Origin of the sequence: Methylobacterium marchantiae (genome assembly GCF_042679825.1) — a bacterium.
Classification (GTDB): Bacteria; Pseudomonadota; Alphaproteobacteria; order Rhizobiales; family Beijerinckiaceae; genus Methylobacterium; species Methylobacterium marchantiae.
In genome coordinates this window covers 78,669-95,696 of record NZ_JBHTND010000012.1, presented here as the reverse complement: position 1 = coordinate 95,696, position 17,028 = coordinate 78,669, and the positions used below count along the sequence as shown (strand labels likewise).

Genomic DNA, 17,028 nt, shown 5'->3' with positions numbered 1-17,028 from the left:
CTCCTCAACTACGCTGGATCGTTAAGCTGCCGGTCCCGTGGGTCAAGTCACTCCGGCGGCCCATCCCTACCAAAGTCTCATCGTGAGGGGCCAGCCACACATAGCGAGATTGCAATCGGATCGCTCGCCCTTCGCTTCTCGCGCGAAGTTTACTGTCCCTGCCACCGACACAGGTTAAAATGGGCGAGCGCCAGAAATGGACCGGTCGTCTCATGACCTTCCAGTCGATCGCGCCGGAGGATCAAGACGTGTCGGGAGGGTGTGTGCCATGGGCAAAGGCTGGCGGTGCAACCATTCCACCTGCGTCCATCGAGCCCGGTTTTGCACTGCTCGAAAGAGCTGTTCACGAGCTGCAACGAACTGAATTGGACGCCGAAGACTACGGATCGCCCGCCAATTCTCGTCTTGTCGGCAAGTCATGACGCGATGGCGAACCCGGCCATCACATTGATCGATCCATCGCCAACAGCGATCCTGCCGAAGGTGGCCGACCGGCAGGCGACGCTGTCCGCGGGTTTCGGGCTGACCGGCTACGGCCTGCATACCGGGCGCCGTGTCACGGTGACGGTGGCGCCGGCTACCGACAACCACGGTATCGTCTTTCGGCGGATCCTGTCCCGAGGCCGTGCGGTGGATGTGCCGGCCTCGTGGCGGTTCCGTGAGACGCAGCCGCTCTGCACCGCGCTGCGCTCAGTCGAAGGTCCCCTGGTCAGGACCGTGGAGCATCTGCTGGCCGCTCTCAGCGCCTATCGCATCGACAACGCGCTCATCTCCCTCGACGCCGAAGAACTGCCGATCTTCGACGGAAGCGCCCTCCCCTGGTGCGTGGGTCTGCGTGCGAGTGGCCGGACCGAAAGCGATGCGCCGAGACGCAGCATCCGCGTGTTGCGGCCGCTGGAGGTGTGCCGGGAACATCGGACGTTGAGGATCGAACCGGCGGACGCACTCCACATCTCCGGCCGTCTCGAACTGTCTCATTTCAGCGCCATGCACTGGTCCGGCACCATCACGCCGGAGAGGTTCACCGAGGAACTCGCTCCCTCGCGCAGCTTCGGACGGCTGAAATGGGCGATCCCCGCCAAGATCTACGGCTTCCTTATGTGCAAGCCGTTGCTGCGGGGAGCGACCCTCTCCTCGACAGCCGGGATCATCGGCGGCCGCGTCCTCGGCGGTATGAAGGTGCCCGACGAGCCGGTGCGCCATCGGATGCTCGATCTCATCGGCGATCTCGCCCTGGCGGGGTACCCGATCCTCGGCCGGATCGAGGCGGCACATACCGGCCACGAGCTGAATCACACCCTCGTCGAAGCCCTGATGAACGATCCGGACGCATGGGAACTCACGTGAGGCTGCTTGCCTCCGGGCGCGCACCTCGCCAGAACGCGGCATGCTTCGCGTCAACGACCTCACCTACCGCATCGGCGAACGCCTGATCCTCGACGGCGCCACCTTCGTGATTCCGGACCGCGCCCGCGTCGGGCTGGTCGGCCGCAATGGCGCGGGCAAGACCACCTTGTTCAAGGCCATCCTCGGAGACCTTCCCACCGAAGGCGGGACCGTGTCGATGCCCAAGGGCATGCGCATCGGCGCGGTGGCCCAGGAGGCGCCGGCCGGTCCCGAGACCCTGCACGCGGTGGTACTCGCCGCCGACACCGAGCGCTCCCGCCTGATGGCGGAAGCCGAGCATGCGGACGGGTTGCGCCGGGCGGAGATCGAGACCCGCCTCGTCGATATCGAGGCACATTCGGCCCCGGCCCGCGCGGCGGCGATCCTGCACGGTCTGGGATTCGACGCTGAGGCGCAGGGGCGTCCCTGCTCGGACTTCTCCGGTGGATGGCGCATGCGCGTTGCGCTGGCCGCTGTGCTGTTCTCAGAGCCCGACCTGCTGCTGCTGGACGAGCCGACCAATTACCTCGACATCGAGGGCACGATCTGGCTCTACGACTACCTGGAGCGCTATCCGCGCACGGCCGTGATCATCAGCCACGACCGCGACCTCCTCGACGAATGCGTCGACCACATCCTGCACCTCGATCGCGGCAAGCTCAGCATTTACAAGGGCGGCTACACCTCCTTCGCGCGGCAGGTGGCCGAGAAGCGCGTGCTTCAGGCCAAGGCCAAGGTGAAGCAGGATGCCGAACGGGCGCATCTCCAGAGCTTCGTCGACCGCTTCAAGGCTAAGGCCACGAAGGCGCGCCAAGCTCAGTCCCGCGTCAAGCGCCTCGCCAAGATGGAGATCATCGCGTCGGTGATCGAGGACGACGTGCCCGCCTTCCGCTTGCCGAGCCCGGAGCGGCCGCTTTCGCCGCCCATCGTTGCCATGGAGCGGGTGCAGGCGGGCTATTCCGACCGGATCGTGCTGTCGGGCCTCAACCTGTCGCTGGCGCCCGATGATCGGGTCGCGCTGCTCGGGGCCAACGGTAATGGCAAGTCCACCTTCTGCAAGCTCATTGGCGGGCGTCTGCCTCCGCTCAGCGGCGAGATGCGGCGTTCCGGCAAGATGGAGGTGGCCTATTTCGCCCAGCACCAGCTCGACGAATTGCGCCCTGCCGAGAGCGCCTATGCCCATGTCCGGGATCTCATGCCGGACGTGCCGGAATCGAAGGCGCGCGCTGCGGCCGCCCGCCTCGGCTTCTCCGGCACGAAGTCGGAGACCCCGGTCTCTCAGCTCTCGGGTGGCGAGAAGGCGCGGCTGCTGATGGGGCTGGCGGCCTTCAACGGGCCGCATCTCCTCATCCTCGACGAGCCCACCAACCACCTCGACATCGAGAGCCGTCAGGCCCTGGTCGAGGCGATCAACGACTACGAGGGCGCCGTCATCCTGGTAAGCCACGATCGCTTCCTGGTGGAAGCCTGCGCCGATCGCCTCTGGCTCGTCGCCAACGGTAGCGTGAAGGCCTTCGATGGCGATATGGACGATTACCGCCGCTTCGTCCTCGCCGGCCCCGAGCGCGAGGCCGAGAAGGGCGCGTCCGAGGCTGGCGGCGGGGTGAAGGCGTTGGAGCGTCGCTCCAATGCCGACCGTCGCGTGGCCCTTGCCCCCCTGCGCAAGAAGTTGGAGGGCGTCGAGGCGCGGATGAAGAAGCTCACCGATGCCATGGCAAAGATCGACGCGGCGCTTGCCGACGGTACCGCCTTCCAGACCAACGCCGCCAAGGCCGGCGAGCTCGCCAAGATGCGTTCGGACGCGGCCGCTGCCCTTGAAGCGGCGGAGGAGGAGTGGCTTGAGCTGAGCGGGGAAATCGAGGAGGCGACGGCGTGACGGATAGCGGCTGGTAGAGAGGCTCCTCCGAACGACGCTGCGGCCTCGTGCCCGCTCTGGCAACGTTCGGACGACGCCTGGCGTTTCCCGCATCAGATCCAGCATCCGGACGTTCCCATGCCTTCACCGACCCGACGCGACAGGTCCGCGGCCCGCACCGGCCTCGCCGCCAAGCTCGCGTTACTGCCCCTTGGCGCGGCCGGCGCCTGGATCGCCTACAGCCGCTTCGGGATCGACCATCGGCAGCCGCTCCACCCGGCCCTTCCCGGCCGGCACGAATGCCTTGCGACGATGGCGGGCGGGGTCGGCCTCTACGGGAGCGCGTCCGCGCCGGGCGTGCCGCTTTTGCTCATCCACTCCGTCAATGCGGCGGCCAACGCCTATGAGATCCGCCCGCTCTACCGTCATTACGCGGCAACCCGGCCGGTCTATGCCCTCGACCTGCCAGGCTTCGGTTTCTCGGAGCGCAGCGACCGGGTCTACACCCCCGGCCTGATGGCGGACGCGATCCACGCCGTCACGTCCGAGATAAGGTCTCGACACGGCGGCGCACCGATCGATGCCGTCGCCCTGTCCCTCTCATGCGAGTACCTTGCCGCCGCCGCCCTGGATTCACCGGCCGATTATCGCAGCCTCGGCCTCGTCAGCCCCACGGGCTTCGACGCCCGCTTCATCGGGCGGCACCGCGACCGGACCCGGCACGGCGGCGCCGTCGCCCGCACCATGCTGAACGCACCGCTCTGGGGGGAGCCGCTGTTCGATCTCCTGGTGAGCCGGCCGAGCATGCGCTTCTTCCTGGAGAAGACCTGGGGCTCGAAGGACATCGATGAGGGCCTGCTCGCCTACGACTACGCCTCCGCTCATCGTCCCGGGGCCCGGCACGCGCCGTTCTCGTTCCTGTCCGGCGCGCTGTTCCCGGATTCGCCGGGCCGGCTTTACGAATCCCTCTTCCTCCCGGTCTGGATGATCCACGGGAAGCGCGGCGACTTCGTTGATTACCGCTACGCTGAGCGCGTGGCGGGCCGCCCGAACTGGGTCGTCGACGTGTTTCCCACCGGAGCCTTCCCGCATTTCGAGGATCTGCGGTCGGTCACGCAGCGCTACGATGCGTTCCTCGCCGGCTTTGCCGGATGAGGCCGGGGGCAATCGCACGTCGAGGGGCGGACACAACCGCTCAACCCGTGGGACCTTGTCTCTGCAGCCGCGAGGACCTGAAGTATCGTCATGGATGCGATATCCGGGGGGATGCTGTAGGTCGGGTATGACCCGTCACTCACCGCCCCGGTACGCCGATGCCCGACCTGACCCTTTCCTCCGCCCAGACCATCGTCGCCACTGCCCTCAGGACGGCGCGCGAGCATAGCCTGAAGCCCCTCGCGGTGGTGGTCTACGATGCGCGCGGCGCGCTCAAAGCGATGGCGTCCGAGGACGGAACATCCCTGCGCCGCGCCGAGGTGGCCATGGGCAAGGCCAATGGCTGCCTCGCCCTCGGCCTCGGCGGTCGCGCGATCCACAAGCGCGCCGAGGAGCAGGCCTATTTCGTGGCGGCGGTGAGCCACCTCGTTGGGCCCGCCGCAATGGTGCCGGTTCCGGGCGGCGTCCTGATCCGCGACGGCGCCGAGGTCATAGGTGCTGTCGGTATCTCGGGCGACACCTCGGACAATGACGAGCTCTGCGCGCTCGCCGGGATCGAGGCGGCCGGCTTCACCGCGCAGACCGGCGCCTGAGCGCCGCGATGCGCCCGGACCGGCGCGCCTGCCTCATCGGCGGTGGAGCGGCGCTCATGGTTGCCGCCGGGTCGGCGCGGGCCGCGCCGTCATCCGTCTACCGGCGCGGCAACGATGCCGATCCCGAGACCCTCGACCCGCACAAATCCTCCACTGTGGCGGAGGCGCATATCCTTCGCGACCTCTACGAGGGGCTGCTAACCTACGACAATCACGGCGCCATCATCCCCGGTGCGGCGACCCATTGGACAATCTCCGACGACGCTCTGACCTATACGTTCCACCTGCGCGAGGATGGGCGCTGGTCGAACGGCGATCCGGTGACGGCCGCCGACTTCGTTTTCGGGTTGCGCCGGATCATGAGCCCGGCGACAGCGGCGAAATATGCGGAAGTCCTGTATCCGCTGAAGAATGCCCGTGCCGTGAACCAGGGCGAGGCGCCGCCGGACGCGCTCGGCGTGGCTTCGCCGGAGGCACGTATCCTTGTCGTCACCCTCGAACAGCCGACGCCCTACCTCCTCGAACTCCTCACACACCAGACCTCACTGCCGGTGCACCCGCCCTCGATCGCGCGTTTCGGCGATGCCTTCACTCGTCCGGGCAACCTCGTCAGCAACGGCGCCTACGCCCTCGTCGACATGGTGCCGAACGACCGCATCACGCTGAAGCGCAATCCCTATTTCCACGCGGCGGCCAGCATTACGATCGAGACCGTGGCCTTCCTGCCGACGCCCGACCTTTCAAGCGCTGTCCGCCGCTATGCCGGTGGCGAGATCGACTCGCTCGCTGACCTCCCGGGCGATCAGATGACCTCCCTCAAGGCGAGATTCGGCCGCCAGGTCATCCTCGGACCGTCGCTCGGGCTCTATGCTCTTGCCGTCAACACGCGAAAGCCGCCCTTCGACGACGTTAGGCTGCGGAGGGCGCTGTCCCTGGTGATCGACCGCGAGTTCCTGGCCGAGCGGCTCTGGGGCGAGACCATGTCGCCCGCCTATTCCCTGTGCCCGCCGGGTCTCGACAACTACCGCATGCCGCCGGAGCTCGAAGGCCGCAATGCCCTGCCGATCGACCGCGAGGAGCAGGCACGATCGCTGCTCGCGGAAGCCGGGTATGGACCTGGCGGCAAGCCTCTGAAGGTTGAGTATCGCTTCAACACGACCGACAACAACCGCAATACGGCGGTGGCTATCGCCGACATGTGGCGCAGCGTCGGCATCGAGACCCGCCTCGTTTACACCGATGCGAAGACCCACTTTGCCCATCTGCGCGACGGTGGCGATTTCGACGTCGCGCGCATGTCCTGGTTCGCCGATTACTCCGACCCGCAGAACTTCCTGTTCCTGCTGGAGACCGGCAATGACGGGCTCAATCCCGGCCGCTACGCCAACCCGGCCTATGACCGCCTGATGCGCGAGGCGGCCTCCGAACGGGACGTCGCCAAGCGTGCCGATATCCTGTTTCGAGCCGAGACGATCATCCTAGGCGACCTGCCCTGGATTCCCGTGCTCCACACGCGCTCGAAGGCGCTGATCTCGCCGCGTCTTACCGGCTATCACCCGAACCTGCGCAACGCCTCGCCGACGCGGTTTCTCAGGCTCGCGACATGAGTGCCGGGATAGCGGCATGATCGGCCTCATCCTTCGTCGCCTCGTCCAGGCGATCCCGACCCTTTTCCTCCTGGTCACCGGCAGCTTCTTCCTGATCCGCCTCGCTCCGGGAGGGCCCTTCGACCTCGAGCGTCCGCTGCCGCCGGCCGCGATGCAGAACCTCGCCCGTGTCTACGGTCTCGATCAGTCCCTCATCGTCCAGTACGGGCGCTACATCGCGGCGCTGCTGCGGGGCGATTTCGGACCGTCATTCTCGTTCCGGGACCTCACCGTCGCGGATCTCTTCGCGCGCGGCCTGCCCGTCTCCATGATCCTCGGTGGCCTCGCCCTCGTCCTGGCCTTGACCGTCGGCATCGGCCTCGGAGCCTTCGCCGCTTTCCGGCGCGGAGGATGGATCGACCGGGCCATAGGTCTCTTCGCCGGGTTGACCCTGGCGGTGCCCAATTTCGTCGTGGCGCCGCTGCTGCAGATCGTGTTCGGACTGACGCTGCGCTGGCTGCCGGTGGGAAGCTGGGAGGGCGGCGCCCCCTCGCATCTCGTGCTTCCCGTGCTTGCCCTCGCCCTGCCGCAGATCGGTGCCATCGCCCGGCTGACACGCGCCTCCCTCAATGAGACCCTGAACGCCCAGCCGGTCCGCACCATGCGAGCCATGGGCCTGCCGCCCTGGCTCGTCGCCCGGCACGCCCTGCGCGGGGCGCTGCTGCCCGTGACCTCCATCCTCGGACCTACGGCCGCGGCGCTGCTGACCGGATCGGTGGTGGTGGAGACGATCTTCGGCCTGCCCGGGATCGGGCGTGCCTTCGTCGACGGGGCGCTGAACCGCGATTACACGCTGGTGATGGGCACGGTCGTGCTGGTCGCTGTGTTCGTCATCGTCCTCAACATCGTGGCTGACATTCTCTGCGCCTTCCTCGATCCGCGCCTGAGAACGGCACGATGAGCCGCGCCTGGGCTCGGCTTGCCCGCAATCGGAGCGCCCTCGCCGCCTTCCTTGTCCTGGTCACGACGACCCTCGCCTGCCTCGTCGGGCCGCTCTTCACTGGCCACGATCCGGGGCGGATCTATCCCGATCTGGTGCGCACGGCGCCGGGCCTCGCCGCCCATCCCGAGCCCGATGAGATCGCCCCCGCCCTGACCCGCCTCGCCTTCCGGATGCGTGTCGCGGCTTCAGGCATTGTGGTGACGGGCGGTAGTGTCCGCATGGTGCTTTCGGATGCGGCCAAGCCCATCGACGAGCGCGTGCTGATCTACCTGCCCCGCTCGGACCTGTTCGGCCCGGCCTCGATCGTCGAGCGCCAGGATGGCGGGCGCCGCCTCGTGGTGGAGGCACCCGTCCGGCGCCTGCGCTTCATCCTGGGCACCGACGTGCTCGGGCGCGACCTCCTGACCCGAAGCCTCGTCGCGGGCCGGGTGTCCCTGCTGATCGGAGCGGTCGCCACCGCCGTGGCGCTGCTTATCGGGGTGAGCTACGGCGCGGTCGCCGGCTATCTCGGCGGTGTCGTCGACGCGGTGATGATGCGCCTCGTCGACATGCTCTACGCCCTACCCTTCGTCTTCTTCGTGATCATGCTGCTGGTATTCTTCCGCTCCGGATTAGGGCTGATCCTGGTGGCGATCGGCGCGGTGGAATGGCTCGACATGGCCCGCCTCGTTCGCGCCCAGACCCTCTCCTTGCGCACCCGCGATTTCGTGCGGGCCGCAGAGGCGCTCGGGCTTTCGACGCCGGCCATCCTGTGGCGCCACATCGTCCCGAACACGCTGGGTCCCGTCACCGTGGCGGCGACCCTGCTCGTGCCCAAGGTCATCCTGCTCGAAAGCTTCCTGTCGTTCCTCGGCCTCGGGGTGCAGGAACCAGCGACGAGCTGGGGCGCGCTCATCGCGGAAGGGTCGCGCGCCCTCGAATCCGCACCCTGGATGCTCGCCGGTCCGGCGTCGTTCCTCGTCGTGACCCTGATCGCCCTCAACGTCCTCGGCGACGGTCTCGGAGACGCCCTCGATCCGCGCCTCGCCGAGACCTGACGCTACCGGTCCGCCAGGAGGCCGGGATAGACCACCCGAACGGAACGCCGCTCCGCCGGGATGTCGGAGATCGGGCGATTCTTCGTCACGGGGACGATCGTGCCCGTCGTCGTCACCTCTGCTGGACGGAGGCGCCATCGTTCGGCGCCGCTCGGCCGAAGGCGCGAATTCTCTTCGGCTCGGACGGGTGCCGGCGCGAGCATGGCACCCGCGAGGGCGGTCGTGGCAAGGATGGCGGAGAGAAGTCGGGGATTCATCGGACGAGGCACCCGGAGACGCGCGCCCTGAGTGAAGCGTGAACCGGTAAAGACGCCGACGGAACCGCGAGGCTTGGCCGTTCATTGCCAACAGCTATCGTGTTGCACAGTTAATGAGGCGTCGATGACGAGTAAGGTCGAGGCTACAGCCGGCTCGAGCCCTCCCGAGCGGGTTCCCATGGGCACGGTGATCGATACCGACATCTCCGCTCGTCTCGACCGGTTGCCCTGGGGCCGCTTCCACGTTCTCGTCATCGTGGCGCTCGGCATCACCTGGGTTCTCGACGGCCTCGAAGTGACGCTCGCCGGTTCCCTGGTGGGAGCGCTCCGCGCCGCGCCCATGAGCTTCACCGAATTCGATATCGGACTGGCCGCGAGTTCCTACCTCGTCGGAGCGGTCGTCGGGGCACTCGGCTTCGGCTGGCTCACCGACCGGATCGGCCGCAAGAAGCTGTTCTTCATCACGCTGGCGCTCTACCTCGCCGCTACCGCTGCCACCGGCTTGTCGTGGAACATCTACAGCTTCTGCATCTTCCGCTTCCTCACCGGGGCCGGGATCGGCGGCGAGTACACAGCCATCAACTCCACGATCCAGGAACTCGTGCCGGCTCGCGTGCGCGGATGGACCGACCTCGTCATCAACGGCTCGTTCTGGATCGGGGCGGCGTTGGGCTCGTTCCTTTCCATAGCGGTTCTGCGGCCCGGTATGATCGATCCGGCCTGGGGATGGCGCATCGCCTTTTTCGTGGGCGGCGGCATCGGCCTCGTGATCCTGTTGCTGCGGACCTGGATTCCCGAGAGCCCGCGCTGGCTCGCCACTCACGGCTACGTCGCCGAGGCGGACAGGGTCGTCACCAGCATCGAGAAGCGCTTTACCGACGAAGGCATCACGCTGCCGCCGGTGGACGAGAAGAAGCGCATGAAGCTGAAGACCCGCAGCCACACGCCACTGAAGGAGGTGTTCGGGACCATGCTCGTCGGTCACCGCAAGCAGACGCTGGTAGGCCTCGCACTGATGGTAGCACAGGCGTTCTTCTACAACGCGCTGTTCTTCACCTACGCCCTGGTGCTGCAGCGCTTCTATCAGGTGCCGGGTGACCATGTCGGCTGGTACCTGCTGCCCTTCGCGCTCGGCTCGTTCCTCGGCCCGCTGCTGCTCGGGCGCCTGTTCGACACGATCGGCCGCCGACAGATGATTGCCTTCACCTACGGTATCTCGGCGGTGCTGCTCACCATCACCGGTTACCTGTTCAAGATCGAGGTGTTCGGTCCCGTCGGCCAGACGGCGGCCTGGATGGTGGTGTTCTTCTTCGCTTCCGCCGCTGCAAGTGCTGCCTATCTCACCGTCGCCGAGACCTTTCCCCTGGAAATCCGGGCGCTGGCCATCGCCGTGTTCTATGCGCTGGGTACCGGTATCGGCGGCGTGTCGGGACCACTCCTGTTCGGCGCGCTGGTGGAGACAGGCTCCCGCGACAACGTCCTGATCGGCTACGCAATCGGTGCCGCGCTCATGGCGGTCGCCGCCATCGTCGGCGGCATCTGGGGTACGGCGGCCGAGGGCAAATCCCTCGAAGATGTCTCGAAGCCTCTGGCGGCGGCGTGAGCGGAGAGATCGGATCCCGGCTCACCGATCAAGGTCAGAACCGCTCGACCCACGGCCGGAGCTCGATCTCCGACGTCCAGGCGCTGCGATCCTGGCGCAGGACGTCCCAGTAGGCCGAGGCGATGGCGTCTGGATCGAGGAGGCTATCCGGCGCACCTGCGGGCTCCGGGCGGGAGATGCTGCGGATGCCACCGTCGATGACGAAATGGGCAACGTGGATGCCCTTGGGATGAAGCTCACGTGCCAAGCTCTGCGACAGGCCGCGCAGGGCGAATTTGCCCATGGCGAAGGCTGCGGATTCGGCATAGCCCTTCACGCTGGCCGAAGCGCCGGTCAACAGGATGGCGCCATGGCGTGCCGGCAGCATGCGCCGTGCGGCGGCCTGGGCCACGAGGAAACCGCCATAGGCCGAGACCATCAGTGAGTGGCGGACGGCATCCGGATCGAGATCCGCGATCGGCCCGCGCAGCCGGCCGCTCGCATTATAGACGACCACGTCGGGCGGTCCGCCGAGGGCCGGTTCCATCCTCGCGAACAAGGCTTCCACCTCGCCCGGGTGGACGGCATCGCAGGAATGAATGGCTGCGCCTGTCTCGGCTGCCAGCGTTCCGAGCTTTCCGATGGAACGCGAAGCGAGGCCGATGCGGAGACCTTCGCGAGCCAAGCGCCGGGCCAGCGAGGCGCTCAGCCCCTCACCGGCACCGACGATGAAGGCACGCCTATAGGTCGGGACCATGGGACATCTCCGTATCTCGTTTCTTCGGAGCGGAACGTCCGCACCTTCCTGGGAGCTCCCGGTTTCAGGCCTCCCGCCTGTCGCGGAAGAAGTCACGAAGGAGAAGCGCGGCTTCCGCCTCGCGTAAGCCGCCATAGACGTCCGGCGCATGATGGCAGGTAGGCTGGTTGAAGACGCGGGGACCGTGTTCGACCCCACCGCCTTTCGGGTCGAGGGCCGCGAAATAGACACGGCGGATGCGCGCGAACGAAATGGCACCGGCACACATCGGGCATGGTTCGAGGGTGACGTAGAGATCACAGCCGACGAGGCGCTCGTCGCCGATCGCGGCGCAGGCGGCGCGGATCGCGAGGATCTCCGCATGGGCGGTGGGATCGCGGAGCGCTCGCGGGCGATTGTGGGCGACACTCAGCACCATGCCGTCCCTCACAACGACGGCACCCACCGGCACCTCGCCCTCGGCGGCTGCGCGACGGGCGGCGTCGAAGGCGAGGCTCAGTGGGTCGGTTGCGGGCTCGCGGTAGAATGGCGCCTTCACTGCGTTCAAGCCCAAGCTTTTGTGTTCGTTAAGGAAACTGTCCGGTCGAGGTCACGTGATCGCCCGTCGCAGGAACATCGCAGCGGCGTGGCCGTTTCATTCCCGAAGCGGCTGGACCGCAGGATCTTTCAGGAGCAGACGATGAGCAGCACCACCGACAAGATCAAGGGCCTCGCCAACGAAGCCGTCGGCAACGTGAAGCAGGGCATCGGCAACGTCACTGACAACGACAAGCTTAAGGCCGAGGGCAAAGCCCAGGAACTGAAGGGCGAGACCCAGAAGACCGTCGGCGATGCCAAGGATGGCGTGAAGAACGCCGCCGACACGGTGAAGAGCAAGCTCTGAGCCTTCACCCAAATTGATGTTGCGATAGGGAGAGGCGGCCTGGAGGCCGCCTTTTTTCTGCGCTGTTGCAAGTCGTCTTTGCATTCCGGGCATTGCGCTCCACGCGCAATCGCTCGCAACCTCGCCCCCGCTCTGTTATGGGGCTCGGATGAGCGACAAGACAGACGAACAGACGGGCGGGTCCGAGGACGTGCCTGCGACCGATAGCGTGTCCACCGAAACATGGTCCCCGGCGACCGATGCAGGTGTGCCCGGCCCCTCGGCCGAAGAACAACCCAAGCCGCGCCGCGCTGCGGCTGCCAGAGGCGGTGACGCCCCTTTGCGCCGCAAGGCGGCTCTGCCGAGGCCGCCAGCCCGGGAGTCCGGGAGTTCCGCGACGACGGATTCCGGTGACGAGACGGTTCCCGACGGCGACCGCATCGCCAAGGCGATCGCGCGGGCCGGCATCGCCTCGCGCCGCGACGTCGAGGTGATGATCGCGGAAGGGCGCGTGACCCTGAACGGCAAGGTGCTGATCTCGCCGGCGATCAACGTCACTCCCGAAGACGAGATCACCGTCGATGGCGAGCCCTTGCCCGCTCGCGAGCGCACGCGGCTCTGGATCTTCCACAAGCCGCGCGGACTCGTGACAACGGCCCGCGACCCGGAAGGGCGCCAGACCGTCTTCGAATCCCTGCCGGAGGACCTGCCGCGGGTCGTGGCCATCGGGCGCCTCGACATCAACACCGAAGGGCTACTGCTGCTCACCAACGATGGCGGTCTCGCCAAGGTGATCGCTCATCCCGATACGGGATGGCTCCGGCGCTACCGTGTCCGTGCGCACGGCGACACGACACAGGCCGAGCTCGACAAGCTGCGCAAGGGCGTCACCATCGATGGGATGGATTACGGCCCGGTGGATGCGGTCCTCGACCGGGCGTCGGGCGACAACCTCTGGCTGACGCTGGGTCTGCGCGAGGGCAAGAACCGCGAGGTCAAGCGCATCCTCGAACATCTGGGTCTGGCCGTGAACCGGCTGATCCGTCTGTCCTTCGGCCCGTTCCAACTCGGCGATCTCGAAGTCGGTCTGGTCGAGGAGATCCGCACGAAGGTGCTCAAGGAGCAGCTCGGCCCGGCTCTTTCCGAGCAGGCCGGCGTCGATTTCACCAGTCCCAACCGCGAGCCCATAGCCCCGTTCGGCTCCCCGAAAGCCGCCCAGCAGCAGGCCAAACAGCCTGCACGCAGCGCTTCTGCGGCTGCGGCCCGAAGCGCCGGACGCAGCTATGACGATGCATCGCGCGGCGGCGAGCGCGGTGGAGACCGCGATCGTGGCGGCGATCGTCCCATGCGCAAGCCTGCCGAACCGGCGCGGGTGCCCACCGGCGGCAACAGCGCTGGTCCCCGTCGCTCGGTCTGGCGTGCCGAAGAGGCCGCACCGCAGGAGGAAGGTCCGCGCCGGGTGAAGATCCCCCGCCGCGGCGCCGATCCGAAAGCCGAGCGCGAAGCCTCCGCGGCTCGCGGGCGCGAACGCGTCGGGGCCATCAGCACCGGCGAGCGCCGGGTCCTGGTCGAGCGCCTGAAGCCGAGCCCGCAGGAGCCGGCTCCCGAGCCGCATCGTCGCGACCGTGGGGCACGGCGCATCGAGACGGGGGGAGCCGAGCGTCCGGTCCGAACCGTTCGCCAGTCCGATGCCAAGGTGGCTCGCCGCGAAGAGGCCAACACCCGGCCGCCGCAACGCCGATTCGATAACGATGCCAGACCCCCGCGCAGGGACGAGGCTCCGCGTGGCGGTTTCGGCCGTCCTGATGGCACCGAGCGGCCGCGCACCTTCAAGCCCCGCGAGGTCGGTGGTTCCGGCGAGCGCGCAGAGCGGCCCTCCTTCAATCGAGGAGAACCACGCGGCGACAGGCCGTCCGGTTTCCGAAGTGAGAAGCCCGGCGGATTCCGCGGCGGTGACGATCGTCCGGGAGGTTTTCGCCCTGGCGGCGGCAAGCCCGGCGGATACAAGCCGGGTGGCTTCAAGGGTGAGGGCTTCAAGGGCCGTGGCGACGAGCGTTCCGGTGGCGATCGTGACATCGGTGCCGAACGTTCGGGTTCCGATCGCGGCGGTTTCCGTGCGGGCGGCAAGCCCGGCGGATTTGGCAAGTCCGGTGGTTTCGGCAAACCCGGCGGTGGCGGAAAGCCCGGTGGCGCGAGGCCCGGCGGCTTCAAGGCAGGCGGTTCATCCCGTCACGGCACTGCGGCGAAGCCCGGCGGTTTTGGCAATCGCAGTGGCGGTGCGGGCGGTAAGCCCGGAGGCAGCGGTGGGCGTCCGCCGCGTGGCGGTTCCCGGTGAGAATCGTCGGCGGCGACCTGAGTGGCCGCCGCCTCGTCTCCCCGAAATCAGACACGATCCGGCCGACGTCGGATCGCCTGCGCGAAGCGCTCTTCAACGTCCTCGCCCACGCCTATGACGATGCTGTCTCCGGCGCGCGGGTGCTCGATCTCTTTGCTGGGACGGGCGCGTTGAGTTTCGAGGCTCTTTCGCGCGGCGCGAGCTCTGCCCTCCTCGTGGACGAGGGGGCGGAAGCGCGCGGGCTCATCCGCGAGAACATCGAGGCGCTCGGATGCGCCGGCAAGACCCGTCTGTTCCGGCGTGACGCCACCAAGCTCGGACCCGCAGGCACCAGCGGCACCTTCACCCTTGTCTTCTGCGACCCGCCTTATGGCCGCGACCTCGCCCCGGCAGCACTCGCCTCCGCGATGGCCGGTTGTTGGCTCGCACCGGGAGCGCTCGTCGTAGTGGAGGAAGGCTCCAGTGCGAGCCTCGCCCTGCCGGAATGTTTCGCCGAACTCGAGCGGCGGTCTTACGGCGATACGAGTGTGACGATCTCGAGATTTTCCGGGCAAGCTCCGGTCAGGGCTTCTCGATAGGGTCTGGCCCGAGCAACGGACGCTCGTTCCATGATCCACCTCGGACTCGCCCAGCCGGGCTCAGGTCAGCGCCGTCCGAACAGCCGTTCGATATCGGCGAGCTTCAATTCCACGAAGGTCGGGCGGCCATGATTGCAGGTCCCCGCGAAGGGAGTCGCCTCCATCTCGCGCAGAAGGGCGTTCATCTCCTCGGGCCGGAGGCGGCGCCCGGCCCGGATCGAGCCGTGGCAACTCATGCGTGAGAGGATCGCGTCGAGGCGTCGCCCGAGCGGACCGCCCTCGGTGCCGTCGGCGCTGCCCTCCTCGAGGCCGCTCTCGTCGAGGGCAGTGAGGATGTCCTCCAGCAGGCGTCTGGTAGCGGAATCGGCCAGCGCCACGGGCACTTCGCGTACGAGAACCGCACCCGTGCCGAAAGGCTCCACGGTGAGGCCGAGGCGGTCGAGATCCGCTGCGGCAGCAATCAGGCGCTCGGCATCTTCGGGCGCCATCTCCACCACGTCGGGGATCAAGAGGCCTTGTCGGGCAATGCCGCCGGCGGCGCGCTCGCGCTTCAAGCGCTCGTAGACGAGGCGTTCATGCGCCGCGTGCTGGTCTACGAGGACGATCCCGTCGCTCGTCTGGGCAACGATGTAGGTCTCGTGAAGCTGCGCGCGGGCGGCCCCCAGGGGATGGTCGTCGTGGGGCGGTTCGATCTCCGATTGGCGGAGATCGGCGGCCGGCGGCGCGAGATCGCCGGCAAACAGCGCCTGCGGCGCCTCGCCGAAGCCTGCTCGCGAGAAGTCGACCTCGGGAAAGCCGGCTTGGTAGGCATCGTCCGACGAGCCTTCGGGCGATCCATATCGCGGCGGCGCACCGTATTCGGCCGGAGCGCCGAAGGACGGTAATCGCGTGGGTAGCGGCACGCGACCAGACCATGCGCCTCGCCCGGCATGCGCCGTCATCGCCGGTCGCATGATCGGTGAGGAATGGCTCGGTTGCAGGGCATCGAGAGTCCGGGCGGCACCGGTGCTGGCACTGCGCGCGCCGACCTGACGCAGGGTCTCATGGATGGCGCTGACGATGAGCGCACGCACGAGGCCGGGCTCGCGGAACCGCACCTCGGTCTTGGCGGGATGCACGTTCACGTCGACGAGGCCGGGATCGCAGATGATGGCGAGGCCGAGCACCGGGTGCCGGTCTGAGCTCATCGTGTCGGCATAGGCACCCCGTACTGCGCCGAGCAGGAGCCTGTCGCGAACGGGGCGGCCGTTGACCGTGAAATGGATCTGGTTGCCCGCGCCGCGATGATAGCTCGGGAGGCCGATATGACCCGCCAGAGCAAAACCTTCGCGCGCCATGGCCAGAGGGGCTGAGCTGGCGCCGAAATCCGGCCCCAACACCGCCACCAGCCGGCGTAGGGGCGCGTCGTCGCCGGCCTCAGCGGGAAATACGAGGGCGCTGCCGCTCTCGGAGCGGAAGGCGAAGCGGATGCGCGGCTGCGCCACCGCGAGACGCCGCAGTCCATCGGCGATGGCCAGTGCTTCGGCGCGGTCGGATTTGAGGAACTTCAGCCGTGCCGGCGTCGCCGAAAACAGGTCGGTGACTTCGATCCGGGTGCCGCGCGGACCCGGGGCCGGACGGACCTCGCCCTTGATGCCGGCATCGACCACCAGCGTCGATCCGGTCTCGGCATCCGCCGTCCGGCTGGTGAGGCAGAGGCGCGCCACCGCGCCGATCGAGGGTAGCGCCTCGCCGCGAAAGCCCAGGGAGTCGATGCGGGTGAGGTCGCCATTGGGGAGTTTCGACGTGGCGTGGCGCTCCACCGCGAGAGTGAGATCGTCGGCGCTCATGCCGGCGCCGTCATCCACCACCCGGATCAGGCGGCGCCCGCCCGCCTCGATCGTCACCTCGATGCTGGATGCTCCCGCATCGATGGCGTTCTCCACGAGCTCCTTCACCGCGGAGGCCGGACGCTCCACCACCTCGCCTGCGGCGATACGGTCCACGAGGATCGGGTCGAGGCGGCGGACGGGGCGGGGCACGGGCGGCATTCCCGCGACCAT

15 protein-coding genes are annotated in these 17,028 nt (G+C 67.8%); 12 read left to right on the top strand and 3 right to left on the bottom strand.

Annotated features, from left to right (window positions below; genetic code table 11):
• Positions 1-179 precede the first annotated feature (179 nt).
• From ACFQ4G_RS10800 to ACFQ4G_RS10760, 9 genes are all read left to right on the top strand, one after another.
• Entirely contained in the window at positions 180-422 is a 243-nt protein-coding gene (locus ACFQ4G_RS10800) for a hypothetical protein (protein WP_238205851.1), read from the top strand.
• A 4-nt stretch (positions 423-426) separates the two neighbouring features.
• Entirely contained in the window at positions 427-1,347 is a 921-nt protein-coding gene (locus ACFQ4G_RS10795; protein ID WP_238205852.1) for a UDP-3-O-acyl-N-acetylglucosamine deacetylase, read from the top strand.
• Between the two features lie 40 nt (positions 1,348-1,387).
• Positions 1,388-3,262 carry an ABC-F family ATP-binding cassette domain-containing protein gene (locus ACFQ4G_RS10790; RefSeq protein WP_238205853.1) on the top strand — a complete coding sequence of 625 codons (1,875 nt, stop codon included), beginning with the start codon at positions 1,388-1,390 and terminating at the stop codon, positions 3,260-3,262.
• Between the two features lie 117 nt (positions 3,263-3,379).
• A complete protein-coding gene (locus tag ACFQ4G_RS10785; protein ID WP_238205854.1) occupies positions 3,380-4,396 on the top strand; it encodes an alpha/beta fold hydrolase in 1,017 nt (338 codons plus the stop codon).
• 158 nt (positions 4,397-4,554) lie between these two features.
• Positions 4,555-4,989 carry a GlcG/HbpS family heme-binding protein gene (locus ACFQ4G_RS10780; RefSeq protein ID WP_238205856.1) on the top strand — a complete coding sequence of 145 codons (435 nt, stop codon included), beginning with the start codon at positions 4,555-4,557 and terminating at the stop codon, positions 4,987-4,989.
• An 8-nt stretch (positions 4,990-4,997) separates the two neighbouring features.
• Complete coding sequence (locus tag ACFQ4G_RS10775; RefSeq protein ID WP_238205858.1) at positions 4,998-6,596, top strand: peptide ABC transporter substrate-binding protein; 1,599 nt, start codon at positions 4,998-5,000, stop codon at positions 6,594-6,596.
• A gap of 16 nt (positions 6,597-6,612) precedes the next feature.
• Positions 6,613-7,536, top strand: a complete 924-nt coding sequence (locus tag ACFQ4G_RS10770; protein WP_238205860.1) for an ABC transporter permease subunit — start codon at positions 6,613-6,615, stop codon at positions 7,534-7,536.
• Positions 7,533-8,615: an ABC transporter permease gene (locus tag ACFQ4G_RS10765; protein WP_238205862.1), complete on the top strand. Its 1,083-nt coding sequence runs from the start codon at positions 7,533-7,535 to the stop codon at positions 8,613-8,615. Before ACFQ4G_RS10770 ends, ACFQ4G_RS10765 begins: the two co-directional genes overlap by 4 nt.
• Positions 8,616-8,996: 381 nt before the next feature.
• Entirely contained in the window at positions 8,997-10,475 is a 1,479-nt protein-coding gene (locus ACFQ4G_RS10760; RefSeq protein WP_238205863.1) for an MFS transporter, read from the top strand.
• Between the two features lie 34 nt (positions 10,476-10,509).
• On the opposite strand, the gene ACFQ4G_RS10755 is transcribed toward ACFQ4G_RS10760, so the two are convergent.
• Positions 10,510-11,211 carry an SDR family NAD(P)-dependent oxidoreductase gene (locus ACFQ4G_RS10755; protein WP_238205865.1) on the bottom strand — a complete coding sequence of 234 codons (702 nt, stop codon included), beginning with the start codon at positions 11,209-11,211 and terminating at the stop codon, positions 10,510-10,512.
• Positions 11,212-11,275: 64 nt separating this feature from the next.
• Complete coding sequence (locus ACFQ4G_RS10750; RefSeq protein WP_238205993.1) at positions 11,276-11,758, bottom strand: nucleoside deaminase; 483 nt, start codon at positions 11,756-11,758, stop codon at positions 11,276-11,278.
• A 132-nt stretch (positions 11,759-11,890) separates the two neighbouring features.
• Between ACFQ4G_RS10750 and ACFQ4G_RS10745 the strand changes: the two genes are divergently transcribed.
• The 3 genes from ACFQ4G_RS10745 to rsmD all read left to right on the top strand — a co-directional run bounded on the left by ACFQ4G_RS10745 (position 11,891) and on the right by rsmD (position 14,986).
• Entirely contained in the window at positions 11,891-12,094 is a 204-nt protein-coding gene (locus ACFQ4G_RS10745; protein ID WP_056474959.1) for a CsbD family protein, read from the top strand.
• A gap of 148 nt (positions 12,095-12,242) precedes the next feature.
• Complete coding sequence (locus ACFQ4G_RS10740; protein WP_238205867.1) at positions 12,243-14,408, top strand: pseudouridine synthase; 2,166 nt, start codon at positions 12,243-12,245, stop codon at positions 14,406-14,408.
• Positions 14,405-14,986 (top strand): 16S rRNA (guanine(966)-N(2))-methyltransferase RsmD, encoded by a 582-nt coding sequence (gene rsmD, locus ACFQ4G_RS10735; protein WP_238205868.1) that lies wholly within the window; start codon positions 14,405-14,407, stop codon positions 14,984-14,986. The genes ACFQ4G_RS10740 and rsmD overlap by 4 nt, the downstream gene beginning before the upstream one ends.
• A 65-nt stretch (positions 14,987-15,051) precedes the next feature.
• Here rsmD and mutL read toward each other — a convergent pair whose 3' ends face one another.
• Positions 15,052-17,016 carry a DNA mismatch repair endonuclease MutL gene (gene mutL / locus ACFQ4G_RS10730; RefSeq protein ID WP_238205995.1) on the bottom strand — a complete coding sequence of 655 codons (1,965 nt, stop codon included), beginning with the start codon at positions 17,014-17,016 and terminating at the stop codon, positions 15,052-15,054.
• Positions 17,017-17,028: the final 12 nt, after the last annotated feature.